A 13,053-nucleotide genomic window follows, 5' to 3' on the forward strand; every position below is an offset into this window, starting at 1 on the left:
GTTATTAATGAAAATGGGCACCAACCCAAAAAAGCATGGGGAGATGCATTCGCATCCGTTCCCCATGCTTGATCGGTTTTGACCGCTTTCGGAATTACAGCGTGATTGCCGTATCCAGCGCCACTTCCATCATTTGCTTGAACGTCGTTTGCCGTTCCTCGGCGGACGTCTCCTCGCCGGTCAGCAGATGGTCGCTGACGGTCAGAATCGTTAACGCCCTCGCGCCGTATTTGGCGGCCAGCGTATACAGCGCCGTCGTTTCCATCTCCACCCCCAGCACGCCGTATTTCATCAGGAGCTGGGTTACGCTCGTATCGTCGCGGTAGAACATGTCCGAGCTGAAGATGTTGCCGACGTGCAGCTTCAGCCCTTTTTCCACACCGCGTTCATAGGCCGCTTTCAACAGCTCGAAGCTGGCGATCGGCGCAAAATCGTACCCGCCAAAGACGTGGCGGTTCATGCTGGAATCGGTACAGGAGGCCTGGGCCAAAATGACGTCCCGCACGCGGACATGCTGCTGCATGCCGCCGCAGGTTCCGACGCGGATCAGGTTCTTGACGCCGTATTCCTTCATCAATTCGTTGACGTAGATGGAAATCGACGGGATGCCCATGCCGGTGCCCTGCACGGAAATCCGTTTTCCTTGATAAGTGCCGGTAAAGCCAAGCATCCCGCGCACCTCGTTATAACAAATGACGTCGCTCAAATACGTCTCCGCGATAAATTGGGCCCGGAGCGGATCTCCCGGCAGCAGGATCGTTTCGGCGATCTCTCCCGGTTTGGCTGCGATATGTACACTCATGTTCTGGTGTCTCCCTTGCTCACAATAATGGTATAGCTTCCACTCTTATATTATATAGGATGTTACAATCAACGTATATGGATGCACCTTTTTCCGCTGTTGATGCCGGGGGCCCGCTCTTGTCATCGTTGCAGCCTTCTTATATGGCGGGCTGGTGCTTCAGCATTACGTCTAAACCTGTACAAGACAAAATCACCCCCTCGGAAACGGATGCGCCTCATAAAGGCCACCGCTGCACGAAGGGGTGCGTACAGGTCAGGTCATTGCGCGATTTGATCGCGAATGCTCTGCAAGATTTTCTTCTCCAGCCGGGACACCTGTACCTGGGAAATCCCCAGCCGGCTCGCCACTTCCGACTGAGTCTGGTCGCGATAGTACCTGAGGTACACGATCAGACGCTCCCGGTCGGTCAAGCCGTCGATCGCTTCGTGTAGCGCCAGCTTGTCGAACCAGCGCTCCTGGGATTCATCGGCGATTTGATCCATCAGCGTGATCGGGTCGCCGTCATTTTCAAACACGGTTTCGTGAATGGACGCCGGCGGCTTGTTGGCCTCCTGGGCAAACACGACGTCCTCGGGCGTCACCCCCAGCTCCTCGGCGACTTCCTTGACCGTCGGAAGCCGGCCCAGCAGCTTGGACAATTCATCCTTCTTCTTGCGAACCTTGTTCGCCATTTCTTTCAGCGATCGGCTGACCTTCAGCGTTCCGTCGTCGCGCAGGAAACGCTGGATCTCCCCGATAATCATCGGCACCGCATACGTAGAAAACTTCACATCATAGCTGAGATCAAACTTATCCACCGACTTGAGCAGGCCGATACAGCCGATTTGAAACAAATCCTCGGGTTCGTACCCCCGATTCATAAACCGCTGCACGACGGACCAGACAAGCCGAATGTTGCAGTTCACCAGCCGGTCTCTGGCAGCGTTGTCCCCGGATTGACTCAGGGCGATCAACCGTTTCACTTCCGTGTCGTCCAAAAACTCTCTCGAGATTTGCTTCACTTCGGCATCCATAGATCCAACCCCTAATTGTATAAAGCTTTCTTGGATACAATCCTTTTCTTCATCCGAATGCGCGTGCCTCTGCCCATCTCGCTGGTCACATCGAATTCGTCCATAAAATTCTCCATGATCGTAAAACCCATGCCGGAGCGTTCCAGCTCAGGCTTCGACGTATAAAGCGGCTGCTTCGCCAACTCCACATCCTCGATGCCGCGGCCTTGATCCTCGATGATCAAGGTCACCGTATCGCCTTCAATCGCGGCGGAGATCGATACGACTCCTTCCGGGTTTCCGTCGTATCCGTGGATGATGGAATTCGTGACCGCCTCCGACACCACCGTCTTCAAATCGGTGATCTCGTCCATCGTCGGGTCCAGTTGGGAGACGAAGGCGGCGACGGTCACCCGGGCAAACGATTCGTTTTCGGATTTCGCAGCAAACTTCAACGACATGAAATTTCCGGCTTGATTCGCGTTGGTATTCACAGGGCCACCTCCAGATCCGTCAGCGCCATATCCTCGTTTTCGAAGATGGACATGATCTTGAACAATCCCGACATTTCCAGCAGCCGGTAAACCGGCGGGTTGACGTCGCACACGACCATCTTCCCGCCTTTTTGCTTGATCAGTTTATATCTTCCGAGGATAACGCCGATGCCGGAGCTATCCATAAACTGCAGCGATTTCAGGCTTAATACGAGATTGCGGCAGTTTCCGCGGGCGATCTCTTCATCCATCCGCATGCGGACGTCGTCCGCCGTATGGTGATCCAATTCCCCGCTCAAACGTACGATTAACGTATCGCGGTGTTTTTCCATTTCCACATGCAAATTCACGTCTGTTCACTCTCCTCCCTGACATGAACACAACAATTCTACGATCCCGGGCCGGATTCCTGCCGACTGACAAAACTAGAAGAAAAGCCCTATGAATCTACAAAAAACAAGTGGGCGGCCGTTCGTTTAAATAACGTCCACCAGCCGGCTTTATCGATATCGCTTGGCGCGGTCAGCTCGAATTCGGTCAGCACGCGGCCGTCCTGATAAACCACCAGCTTACCGACGGATTGGCCCGCTTTGATCGGCGCCGCAAGTTTTTCCGGAGCAAGCAGCTTATGCGTGATACTGTCCTGCTTCACGCCTTTTTTGACCAACACGTTCAGCGGTTTGGCCGCCGCCAGCTCCAATTGAGCGCTCATCCCCTTCTGCACCTTGACCTTGCCGATCGTTTCCCCCGCTTGATAAATCGGCAGCAGTGCGTACTGCGAGAAGGCATAATCGAACATGGCCGACACTTCGCCGTTCCGTGTCTTCGTATTCGGTTCGCCAAGCACCACGGCGATCATCCGCATCCCGTCGCGTTTTGCGGTGGCCGCCAGGCAGAACTTCGCTTCCGACGTATAGCCGGTTTTCAGACCATCGGCCCCGCTATAGAAGCGAACCAGCTTGTTTGTGTTTACCAGCCAGAACGGCTTTTCCGTTCCCTGCCGCAAGTAATCCTGGTAGGCGCCGGTATATTTCGTGATCCCTTCATGCTTGAGCAGCTCCCGGCTCATGACCGCGATATCGTGCGCGGAGCTGTAGTGGTCTTCCACCGGGAGGCCGTTGCAGTTGACAAAATGCGTATCCTTCATTCCCAGCTCCTGCGCCCGCTCGTTCATCATTTTCACGAACGCTTTTTCGGACCCGGCTATTTTCTCCGCCAGCGCCACGGATGCATCGTTCCCGGAAGCCATAGCGACGCCCTTCAGCAGCTCGTCGACCGTCATCGACTCCCCCGGCTCCAGAAAGATCTGCGAACCGCCCATGGACGCCGCATACTCGCTGGCGGTTACCTTGTCGGTCAGCTTCAGCGTGCCGTTATCGATGGCCTCCATCGTCAGCAGCATCGTCATGATCTTGGTGATGCTGGCCGGAGGCAGCTTCTCGTGGCTCTTTTTCTCGTAGATGACCGTACCCGTATCCGCATCGATCAATATCGCGGACAGCGCATTCTCCGCCAACGCGATTTCATCATCCCCGACATGCGGTCCGCCGTGTTCGGCGCTGGTGGAAGTCGGCCAAACCGACGCGGCCAACACAAACGCGGTAAACCAGATCAACACCCGTCTTTTCAAGATTCGTCCTCCTTTGGACATCAGTCTGGATTCTGCTAACCTAGTATCGGCATGAAAGTGGGATAATATTCCTGAAAAAAAGAAAAAAAACGCCTCTCGGCGTTTGACTCCAACATTTGAAAAAGGGAAGTTTTTATCGCTATTTCATACGATCCCGCATTCCGCTTGCGGCGGGGCTAGGGTCCCCGCGCATGCTCAGAACCGCTTGACGCCGTCCGGCGTCACAAGCGCGAAGACAAGCGGACGTCTCGGCACCTTCGATCCGGAAATGCCGTAAGCATTTAAGATGCGCCGCTCCGCTTCGGCGCGGCCCGCTTCATGGCTGCGGTTCAAATGCAGCACGGCCAGCGTTTCGCCAATCTCAACCGGGTCGCCGATTTTTTTGCGCAGCTCCACTCCGGCCGCCAGATCGATGACGGAATCCTTCGTTTCCCGGCCGGCGCCCAGCATCATCGCGGCGATGCCGATCTCTTCCGCTTGAATCGAGTCAACGAATCCGTTCGCGTCCGACTTCACGTCCACCTTCAGCTCCGCGGTCGGCAACAATTCGGGATGGTCGATCTGCTCCGTATTGCCGCCCTGCGCAGCCACCATCTGCTTCAGCTTCTCCAGCGCTTCGCCGCTGTCGAGCCGCGCAGTCAGTATGGCTTGCGCTTCTTCCTCGTCCGCGGCCTTGCCGCCGAGAATCAGCATGTGCGAGGCCAGGATCAGGCAGACCTCCTCAAGATCGGCCGGGCCTTCGCCGCGCAGCGTTGCGACGGCTTCCTTGATCTCCAGCGCATTTCCGATCGCGTGGCCCAATGGCTGGTCCATGTCGCTGATCACGGCGACCGTGCGGCGGCCGACCTGGGTCCCGATATCGACCATGGCCTTGGCCAAGCGGATCGAATCCTCCAGCGTCTTCATGAACGCGCCGCTGCCGGTTTTCACGTCCAGCACGATGGCGTCGGCGCCGGCGGCGATCTTCTTGCTCATGACGCTGCTGGCGATCAACGGGATGGAATCCACCGTAGCGGTTACGTCCCGCAGCGCGTACAGCTTCTTGTCCGCCGGCGTCATATTGCCGCTCTGGCCGACGACCGCCAGACCGATTTCGTTCACCTGGCGGAAGAACTGCTCCTTCCCAAGTTCCACGGAGAATCCGGGAATCGCTTCCAGCTTGTCGATCGTTCCGCCGGTATGCCCCAGGCCCCGGCCCGACATCTTCGCCACCGGTACGCCGGCGGCGGCAACGAGCGGCCCGAGCACGACGGTCGTTTTATCGCCGACTCCGCCGGTGGAATGCTTATCGACCTTGACGCCATGAATGGAGCCGAGGTCAATCCTATCCCCGGAACCGGCCATGGCCATCGTCAGGTCGGCCGTTTCTCGGGCGCTCATCCCTTGATAATAAACGGCCATCGCCCATGCCGACATTTGGTAATCGGGAATCTGCCCCTCGCTGTACCCTTTCACCAAGAAGGCGATCTCTTCGCTCGTCAGTTCCTGGCCATCCCTTTTTTTACGAATCAGATCTACCGCTCTCATCGCTCCCTACCTCCGTTCCTTAGGCTTCGCCGATTTGCGGAATAATGGACAACACGAGGCTCAGGAACTTCTCGCGCACGCGCTCGGTCGTTTCCATGACCTCCTGGTGGGACAACGGCTGGTCCAAAATGCCCGATGCCATGTTGCTGATACAGGAGATGCCCAGCACCTCAATGCCCGCATGCCGGGCCACGATCGTTTCGGAGACGGTGGACATGCCTACCGCGTCGGCGCCAAACATCCGCAGCATACGGATTTCCGCCGGCGTCTCATAGGTTGGGCCAAGCAAGCCGGCATAGACGCCTTCCTGCAGAGGCACCCCTTTGTCCTCGGCAATCTTCCGCGCGATGTCGCGCAACCGGCGGCTGTAGGCCTGCGACATATCCGGGAAGCGCGGTCCAAGCTCCTCGTCGTTGGGTCCGACCAATGGATTTCTCCCCGTCAGATTCAGATGGTCGGAAATCAGCATCAAATCCCCCGGCTCATAAGACGTGTTCACCCCGCCGGCAGCGTTCGTAACGAGCAGCGTCGTGACGCCCAGCTCTTTCATGACCCGCACCGGAAACGCGGTCAACTCCGGCCCGTACCCTTCGTACATATGGAAGCGGCCTTTCATCAGCACGACCGGCGTGCCTTGAACCGTCCCGATCAACAGCTCGCCGACATGGCCTTCCACCGTCGATTGCGGAAAGAACGGGATCTCGCGGTAATCGATGGTGACCGGCTGCTCGATGTGATCGGCCAGAACGCCCAATCCGGAGCCCAGAATCAATCCGATCTTCGGCGCAAGCGCCGACCGGGAACGGATGTATTGCGCCGCCTCCCGGATCATGCCAATGGTCAATGTAGTCGTCATATCGAAATCCTCCAAGTCCAAAATAAAAGATGACTTTTTGAACTGCCTCTCTTATACGAGTTCGTGTAAAAAGCTCTTGCCGTGCTCGGTGGCATGTACCCCGAAATTGTCGGCGATCGTCGCCGCCAAATCGGCATACGTCGCTCTGACTCCCAGGCTCCCCGGCTTGTTCAGGCTAGGCCCGTAGACGAGCAGCGGCACATATTCGCGCGTATGGTCCGTTCCCGCGTGAATCGGATCGTTGCCGTGGTCGGCGGTAATGACCAGCAGGTCGTTTTCACCCACATTCTTCAGCAAATCCGGCAATGCGGCGTCAAATTCCTCGAGCGCCCGGGCGTACCCTTGAGGGTCGCGTCGATGTCCATACAAAGAGTCGAAATCAACAAGATTCGTGAACAGCATACCGGAGAAATCCTGGCCGATGCGCTGCAACGTCTCCTCGATCCCGTGCTGGTTGCTCTTCGTCGGATACGAGGCGGTAACCCCTTCCCCGGAGAAAATATCACCGATTTTCCCGACGGCAACGACCTCCTTGCCGGCATTTTTCAATGCATTCAGGACGGTGGGTTCCGGAGGCTTCACCGCGTAATCATGGCGGTTCGGCGTGCGTTGGAAGTTGCCCGGCTGACCGAGGAACGGACGGGCGATGACGCGGCCGACGGAATGCTCCGGTTCGAGCGTCAAGCGGCGGGCGATTTCGCAGGCCCGATACAGCTCCGGCAACGGGATGACCTCTTCATGGGCGGCGATTTGGAATACGCTGTCCGCCGAGGTATATACGATCCATTTGCCGGTCTTCATATGCTCTTCCCCAAGCTCCACCAGGATTTCCGTGCCCGAAGCCGGCTTGTTGCCAAGGATTTTGCGGCCCGTTTCCTGCTCGAAGCGGGCGATCAAATCGCGCGGAAAGCCGTTCGGATACGTCTGGAACGGCGTTTCGATCTTCAGCCCCATCAGCTCCCAGTGGCCGGTCATGGTATCCTTGCCCGAGGAAATCTCGGCCATTTTGCCGTAAAAGGCGGTCGGCGACGCCACCGGACTTAAATTCGGAAGCTCCGCGATATTGCCCAGTCCTAATTTTTGCATATTCGGCAGCTTGGTGCCCGGCACGGTCTGCAAAATATGCCCCAGCGTATGCGCCCCTTCGTCGCCGAACTTCTTGGCGTCCGGCAGCTCGCCGATTCCCACGCTGTCGAGGACGATGACAGTTATTTTTCTAAAACGGTTTCCGTTACGCATCTACTATCACTCCTTTGATCTATGCAGCTATAGTTATCCCTTGCTCGAAGGGAAAACATTCTGCCTATCGTTAGGCGATGCTTCCTCCGTGCCTTCCGGTGCTTCCGACTTGCGTTTGGACCGCGGATGATAAGCATCGTAGACCGTCTTCAGATTAGGCCTTGTGCGGCTGACGTACATTTGGGTCGTCGAGGCGTCGGCGTGGCCTAACAGCTCCTGCACCGACCACACGTCCGCCCCCCGCTCCAGCAGATGGACGGCGAAGGAATGGCGCAGGGTATGCGGCGTGATGTCCGCAGAGATTCCGGCTTCCTGGCCGTATCTCTTGATCACCTTCCAGAAACCTTGGCGACTGATCCGCCCGCCTCGGCGATTCGGGAACAAGGCGGAGTTGTCCCCTCCGGCCTGGACCAATTGGAGGCGTCCTTCCCGCAAATACCGGTCCAGCCATTCCGCCGTGACGCCGCCAAACGGAATGATTCGCTCCTTCCCCCGCTCGCCGGAGCAGCGGAGAAAGTTTAGAGCCAGGTTTACGTCATCCGTATTCAGCGAGATCAGCTCGGACACGCGGATACCGGTCGCATAAAGCAGCTCCAGCATCGCCTTGTCCCGAAGGCCCAGCGGCGTTTCCGGCCGTGGGGTCTCCAGCAGTCGTTCCGTCTCCTCCACGGTCAGCGATTGCGGCGGTTTTTTTTCGGCTTTCGGCACCTCCAGCATTACGAAGGGATCTTGGTCGATCCGCCGTTCCCGCAGCAAATACTGAAAGAATGCGCGAAGGGTCACGGACACTCGCTGAATCGTCGCCGGAGCTCTGCCGCGTTCTTTCAGGTGAGCGAAATAGAGCAGGACTCCCGCGCGGGTGACTTGGCGGAAATCGTCGACCTGCTTGTCCCGCAAGTATAGGATATACTGCTTCAGATCCCGCGCATAGGACTCCCGAGTCGCTTCGCTTAGCCCCCGCTGTCCGGACAAAAATGAAATAAAAGAGGCCACATCCCGTTCCATGCGTTGCGCCTCCTTTCTCGATTGTCGAAAAACGATATATTTTACCGTCCGCCTTAATGACTAATTCCACATCCCGCCGGAAATTCCCTGCTGCTCCCGACGAAAGGGCTACTCCCCATACCAAAAAAACATTTTCAACCGGTCCGCCATCGTCTCCATCTCGGCGCTTCCCGGCAAGCCTTCGCGGAATACCTTCACCGCGGAGCCTTCGGGAACGCGGTACTTGTCCTCGCGAAACACGTATTCGTCCAGCAGTCCCAGCGCTTTGTAGAAAGTATACGCAAGCGCGACGAATAGGATCAAATATTTCCCCGATCTTAGCCATTTGCGAAGCGAAATTACCATACCCCCACCCCTCCATCCTTCGTTCGGCGCCCGGGTTTCTGCTTGGACACCCCTATGTATTCAGTATATAAAGAGGGGCCGGCGAGTATGCGGAATCGGTTGATCGCGGACAACGTAAAAAGCTCCCTACGGCAGGGCCGTAAAGAGCTCGGCTTCATGATCTTATTTCTTATTGCCCGTTCCCGGAGAGTCGTTGTTCTTGTCCTTGCATCGGTAACAAATGCCCTGAAAATCCAATCGGTGATCGAGCACCGTAAAATTGAATTCCTTCTCCAAGCGTTCCTCAAGCGGTCCCAGCCAATCCTCGCGGATTTCATCCATTGCCCCGCATTGAACGCAGATCAAATGGTGATGATGATGTTTGGTCGTATCGGTACGCAGGTCGTACCGGGCTACGCCGTCACCGAAATTGATCTTCTCCACGACGTGAAGCTCGCTGAGCAATTCCAATGTTCGATAGACCGTGGCCAGGCCGATTTCCGGCGCCTTGTCCTTGACGAGCATGAATACATCTTCCGCACTGAGATGATCGTCTTCATTTTCGAGCAATACGCGTACCGTGGCTTCCCGCTGGGGCGTCAATTTGTAACCGTGGGATTGTAACTGCTGTTTGATTTTTTCGATCTTTGCTTCCATGTTCTCCCTCCCCCAGCCCTTGCCGCACATCCAAAAAAAGTTCTATAACCACTTCTTTCATTATAGGGGGAGTGATTCAACAAAGTCAAACATTTTGGTAGAGTCGTCTGTGTTCTGCCTACCTATGCCGGGGAACCGTCATTTCATGCGATCAAGGGCGTAACCCAGCTCATCAAAATCGGCGTGACATAGGTTTCAAACGAAGAGACGGCCAGCAGCATGGCGGCCATGGCCAGCGTCAGCCCCGTGTAGGATAAGAACGGACGGGCGGCATGCCCTGTGCGGCTCATCAGCACGCGCGAGCGGATGATATTGAGGGAGAAGCCGACAGCCGCCACACTGGCTATCAACAAAGCCGGAATCACGACCAGATTATGCGGTGCGACCGAGACGAGGGCAAACAGCAGCCCTTTCCAAGTATATTGTCCGACCAGGCATCCGACCGTAAAACCGATCAGTACCCCTTTCAGAAAGTCGAGGATCAGGATGCCCGGAAGCCCGATGACGGATAATCCAAGCAGCCAGATCAATCCGAGCCATTTCAAATGCAAGGCGGCGACGTCCCAAAACGACTGCGGCTGGAATTCGGCTCCGCCCTCGTTAATCGACAGAAAAAAATCGCCCAAATAACGGGAGATATCCTGTTGCTGTTCCAAAGTTAAAGCATTGACCATCAATGCGCCGAATACGACGCCCATCAAAAACAGCACGGAAACAAAAACGTAAAGCGGCGTTTGGTCTTTGAGCGCATGGCGAATCGGATGCAGCATCGAATTTTGCCTCCCAGCTTGTTCAATAGGGTCCTATCCTAAAACTATGAACAAGTCCGCTCGCCTATGCCTGCTTCTTTCCGTGCGGCTTCCGACAGGTCATGATTTCTTCACTTTACCGTAAATCCCGCCGCCTCCCGCGCTAAGCTCCAGCCTGCCGCTGCGGGCCAGGATAATCCGTTCGGCCAACTCAATCCCCGCCGCCTTCGCCAGCTCCGTTTCCGGTACGCGATGCAAAATGTTCATCTCCGTGCCGAACTGCTCCAGCAGCAGCTCCAATTTCGCCGGTCCCAGGCCCGTGATAAACTCCAAGGGCACCTGGTAATGATAGGGCGGACGATGGGCCGGAATGATCGGCTCCGGTCGATCCGCGATCGAGCGAATGCGGTCGAGCACGCCTCTCACCAGCTTCGGACTGCCGCAATAAGGGCAGCGCTCCACAGCGGCTTCCGCCTCGTCGATGATGTAATTGCAGTTGCCGCAGTAGGTACGGTGGTATTTGCCGAGGCGCGGATTCAGCCCGTAATTTCCGGCCACCCGGCGTCCTTCCTCGCGGCGCAGCGCCTTGGCGAACTCCAGGTAACTCGCTTCCTTAAGCCGCAGTTCATTGTACTCCCGGCCGATTTTGCCCAGCGAATGAGCATCGGAATTGGTCAGGATCGTGTAGGGATCCAGCTCGCTGATCAAGCCGGCCATCTCGGTATCGGCGCTGAGCCCCAGTTCCACCGCGCTGATCAGGGAGAGGTCCAGCACATCGTTCATACGCGGCGCACAGCTCCCGTAAATACTGCGATGCGGCGTGAAAATATGGGCAGGTAGGATCATCCCGCCCCGGGCATACACCTCCTTCTGCAAGGTGATCGCCGGAGCGTACACGCGCTGCGAGCTAAGACCGACATTTTTCATTCTGGATCTCAGCCAGCCGGTGAAGCCGCGAATCGTCTCAAGATGGGGAAAGAAGGCAAGCAAATGCGCCGGCCCCATCCCCGGCTCACGGATTTCCAGCTCGCTGCCGAGCAGAATCGTCGTCCCCTGATAAGCGATACCTCCGTCCTTCAGTTCCTGCATTTCGCCCCGCTCGAGGCATAGCTCGATATCCTCCTGAACCCCGGGGGCATGACAGTCGATGATGCCGACAAGTCCGATACCCTTTCGTTTCGCGGCCTCCTTTGCGATGCCGGCAAAAGTCAGGTTGCGGCTGCCGCTGATCTTGACCGGTTCATCCCGCCCGGTTCGTCCGATATGGATATGCAAATCGGCAAATACGGTCTTCAGTTGATCCCGGGTAGAATCGGAATGCGGGTTCATGCTCCTGCCCCGGCCGATCCGCGAACGTTCCAAAGCTGCCAAATATATACCGCCAAGATCGTTTTGGCGTCGGCGATCCGCCCCTCGGCAATCAGCTGAAGGGCTTCCTTCAGCGTCGCTTCCCGAACTTCGAGAAATTCGTCCTCGTCCAGCGACATTTCGCCGGCGCTTAACTGCTCGGCCAAATACAAATGAATAATTTCATCCGCAAAACCCGGCGAGGTATAAAACGAATGCAAATGCGTCAGTTTGCCGCAGCGATATCCGGTCTCTTCCTGAAGCTCGCGGATCGCCGCTTCCGCCGGATTCTCCCCCTTCTCCAATTTGCCGGCCGGAATCTCCAACTCGCATCGGCCCATCGCCTGACGGTATTGGTCGACCAACAGCAGGCGCCCCTCGTGCACCGCCAGCACGGCTACGGCACCCGGGTGCTTCACGATTTCGCGCGTTGCCGTCGTTCCATCCGGCAATTTTACCGTATCGATCTGCAGAGAAATCACTTTTCCGTTAAATACCGGCTCCGTCGAAACCGTCATTTCGACTAGTTTATCGTTTGCAGTCATCTCGTTTCCTCCTTAATTGGGCAAAAGCCATCCTATCCATTCATAACTTGTCCGCACCGGACATATGGTGTTATTATACCAGACCCGCTCGGAAAGGAGCCCCTCATGAAAAGTTATTTTACGGAAGACCGCGTTCGCGCCCAGGGCAAAGGCTGGCAAATCCGCATCCTATTATCCCAATGGATGAAAGAAGCGGGGCGCGACGCCAAAATCTCCGATCTCCTCCAATCCTATAAATCTAGTTATTCAGACATGGTTATTCCGGTTAATATAAGGAGGGGGTGAATTATGCGTAGTCCTTCCGGACAACCACAAAATATGGGTAAAATCGTAGAAATGATTCAAAATGCCGTCACGGCAGGACGGCTTGACGTCGCCGATCAGTTGGCGGGGCGAACCGACAATTATTTGCTTGGCGAGCTGGTACAATCCTTGTATAAAGAAGGTTACGTTGCATTAGCCAAAGAACGGCTGCTGCAGATGGAACCTCGCTTGCTTCGCGAACCCTCCCCCCCATTTTTGAAGCTTGGCCTGATTTGGGCGGAAATCTGCTACGACGAGAGACGGTATGACGAAGCAGCCCCTATTTTTGAAACGATTGCCGAGCGGCATCCCGATTTCGCCGCCGCCCGCTTCGGCGCGGCTTCCTGTTACTTACAACTGGCGATCGCCAATTTGGAACGGAGAATCCAGCTGTATCACCCGTCCAAAACGGAGCAGGCGAAAATCTGCAAATATTTGGATGACTTTCACCAAGCCCTGAATCTGATCCACACTTCAGGTTGGCATACCCAGTGGAACCATGCACAGGTGCGCAATTTACCGACGAAACCGGCCACCCTGCTGCAATAATCAAAAAGTAAGCCCGGTGCATTCCGCACCG

The 13,053-nt window shown here is 56.2% G+C and carries 15 protein-coding genes; 1 reads left to right on the top strand and 14 read right to left on the bottom strand.

Annotated features, from left to right (window positions below; all coding sequences use genetic code 11):
* Positions 1-94: 94 nt before the first annotated feature.
* The 14 genes from deoD to ACZF99_RS15310 all read right to left on the bottom strand — a co-directional run bounded on the left by deoD (position 95) and on the right by ACZF99_RS15310 (position 12,170).
* The gene (gene deoD / locus ACZF99_RS15245; protein ID WP_483605951.1) at positions 95-802 is read right to left on the bottom strand and encodes a purine-nucleoside phosphorylase; all 708 of its coding nucleotides are present in this window, start codon (positions 800-802) and stop codon (positions 95-97) included.
* 260 nt (positions 803-1,062) lie between these two features.
* On the bottom strand, positions 1,063-1,818 hold the full coding sequence (gene sigF / locus ACZF99_RS15250) for an RNA polymerase sporulation sigma factor SigF (protein WP_155605411.1): 756 nt from the start codon (positions 1,816-1,818) through the stop codon (positions 1,063-1,065).
* A gap of 11 nt (positions 1,819-1,829) precedes the next feature.
* Entirely contained in the window at positions 1,830-2,258 is a 429-nt protein-coding gene (gene spoIIAB, locus ACZF99_RS15255) for an anti-sigma F factor (RefSeq protein WP_483612757.1), read from the bottom strand.
* A 29-nt stretch (positions 2,259-2,287) separates the two neighbouring features.
* Positions 2,288-2,641 carry an anti-sigma F factor antagonist gene (gene spoIIAA / locus ACZF99_RS15260; protein ID WP_483605952.1) on the bottom strand — a complete coding sequence of 118 codons (354 nt, stop codon included), beginning with the start codon at positions 2,639-2,641 and terminating at the stop codon, positions 2,288-2,290.
* An 89-nt stretch (positions 2,642-2,730) separates the two neighbouring features.
* On the bottom strand, positions 2,731-3,921 hold the full coding sequence (locus tag ACZF99_RS15265; RefSeq protein ID WP_483605953.1) for a D-alanyl-D-alanine carboxypeptidase family protein: 1,191 nt from the start codon (positions 3,919-3,921) through the stop codon (positions 2,731-2,733).
* 195 nt (positions 3,922-4,116) lie between these two features.
* Complete coding sequence (locus tag ACZF99_RS15270) at positions 4,117-5,448, bottom strand: pyrimidine-nucleoside phosphorylase (protein ID WP_483605954.1); 1,332 nt, start codon at positions 5,446-5,448, stop codon at positions 4,117-4,119.
* Positions 5,449-5,467: 19 nt separating this feature from the next.
* The gene (locus tag ACZF99_RS15275) at positions 5,468-6,304 is read right to left on the bottom strand and encodes a purine-nucleoside phosphorylase (protein ID WP_483605955.1); all 837 of its coding nucleotides are present in this window, start codon (positions 6,302-6,304) and stop codon (positions 5,468-5,470) included.
* A 51-nt stretch (positions 6,305-6,355) separates the two neighbouring features.
* A complete protein-coding gene (locus tag ACZF99_RS15280) occupies positions 6,356-7,543 on the bottom strand; it encodes a phosphopentomutase (protein ID WP_483605956.1) in 1,188 nt (395 codons plus the stop codon).
* A gap of 33 nt (positions 7,544-7,576) precedes the next feature.
* Positions 7,577-8,548, bottom strand: a complete 972-nt coding sequence (xerD, locus tag ACZF99_RS15285; protein WP_483605957.1) for a site-specific tyrosine recombinase XerD — start codon at positions 8,546-8,548, stop codon at positions 7,577-7,579.
* 108 nt (positions 8,549-8,656) lie between these two features.
* The gene (locus tag ACZF99_RS15290) at positions 8,657-8,893 is read right to left on the bottom strand and encodes a DUF4227 family protein (protein WP_483605958.1); all 237 of its coding nucleotides are present in this window, start codon (positions 8,891-8,893) and stop codon (positions 8,657-8,659) included.
* A gap of 162 nt (positions 8,894-9,055) precedes the next feature.
* Positions 9,056-9,529 (bottom strand): ferric iron uptake transcriptional regulator, encoded by a 474-nt coding sequence (fur, locus tag ACZF99_RS15295; RefSeq protein ID WP_240268227.1) that lies wholly within the window; start codon positions 9,527-9,529, stop codon positions 9,056-9,058.
* Between the two features lie 143 nt (positions 9,530-9,672).
* Positions 9,673-10,299 (bottom strand): stage II sporulation protein M, encoded by a 627-nt coding sequence (gene spoIIM, locus ACZF99_RS15300; RefSeq protein WP_483605959.1) that lies wholly within the window; start codon positions 10,297-10,299, stop codon positions 9,673-9,675.
* 99 nt (positions 10,300-10,398) lie between these two features.
* Positions 10,399-11,607, bottom strand: a complete 1,209-nt coding sequence (locus ACZF99_RS15305) for an endonuclease Q family protein (protein ID WP_483605960.1) — start codon at positions 11,605-11,607, stop codon at positions 10,399-10,401.
* Positions 11,604-12,170, bottom strand: a complete 567-nt coding sequence (locus ACZF99_RS15310) for an NUDIX hydrolase (RefSeq protein WP_483605961.1) — start codon at positions 12,168-12,170, stop codon at positions 11,604-11,606. Before ACZF99_RS15310 ends, ACZF99_RS15305 begins: the two co-directional genes overlap by 4 nt.
* 288 nt (positions 12,171-12,458) lie before the next feature.
* On the opposite strand from ACZF99_RS15310, the gene ACZF99_RS15315 reads away from it, so the two are divergent.
* A complete protein-coding gene (locus ACZF99_RS15315) occupies positions 12,459-13,022 on the top strand; it encodes a tetratricopeptide repeat protein (protein WP_483605962.1) in 564 nt (187 codons plus the stop codon).
* Positions 13,023-13,053 lie beyond the last annotated feature (31 nt).

It is taken from the genome of Paenibacillus sp. JL3B1040 (assembly GCF_057063165.1).

Excerpts from the sequence above, each read along its gene's own strand:
- deoD (WP_483605951.1), bottom strand. The coding sequence starts at position 802 with ATGAGTGTACATATCGCAGCCAAACCGGGAGAGATCGCCGAAACGATC.
- fur (WP_240268227.1), bottom strand. The coding sequence starts at position 9,529 with ATGGAAGCAAAGATCGAAAAAATCAAACAGCAGTTACAATCCCACGGT.
- ACZF99_RS15280 (WP_483605956.1), bottom strand. The coding sequence starts at position 7,543 with ATGCGTAACGGAAACCGTTTTAGAAAAATAACTGTCATCGTCCTCGAC.
- ACZF99_RS15315 (WP_483605962.1), top strand. The coding sequence starts at position 12,459 with ATGCGTAGTCCTTCCGGACAACCACAAAATATGGGTAAAATCGTAGAA.
- spoIIAB (WP_483612757.1), bottom strand. The coding sequence starts at position 2,258 with ATGTCGTTGAAGTTTGCTGCGAAATCCGAAAACGAATCGTTTGCCCGG.
- ACZF99_RS15275 (WP_483605955.1), bottom strand. The coding sequence starts at position 6,304 with ATGACGACTACATTGACCATTGGCATGATCCGGGAGGCGGCGCAATAC.
- ACZF99_RS15290 (WP_483605958.1), bottom strand. The coding sequence starts at position 8,893 with ATGGTAATTTCGCTTCGCAAATGGCTAAGATCGGGGAAATATTTGATC.
- ACZF99_RS15305 (WP_483605960.1), bottom strand. The coding sequence starts at position 11,607 with ATGAACCCGCATTCCGATTCTACCCGGGATCAACTGAAGACCGTATTT.
- ACZF99_RS15270 (WP_483605954.1), bottom strand. The coding sequence starts at position 5,448 with ATGAGAGCGGTAGATCTGATTCGTAAAAAAAGGGATGGCCAGGAACTG.
- xerD (WP_483605957.1), bottom strand. The coding sequence starts at position 8,548 with ATGGAACGGGATGTGGCCTCTTTTATTTCATTTTTGTCCGGACAGCGG.
- spoIIM (WP_483605959.1), bottom strand. The coding sequence starts at position 10,299 with ATGCTGCATCCGATTCGCCATGCGCTCAAAGACCAAACGCCGCTTTAC.
- sigF (WP_155605411.1), bottom strand. The coding sequence starts at position 1,818 with ATGGATGCCGAAGTGAAGCAAATCTCGAGAGAGTTTTTGGACGACACG.
- ACZF99_RS15310 (WP_483605961.1), bottom strand. The coding sequence starts at position 12,170 with ATGACTGCAAACGATAAACTAGTCGAAATGACGGTTTCGACGGAGCCG.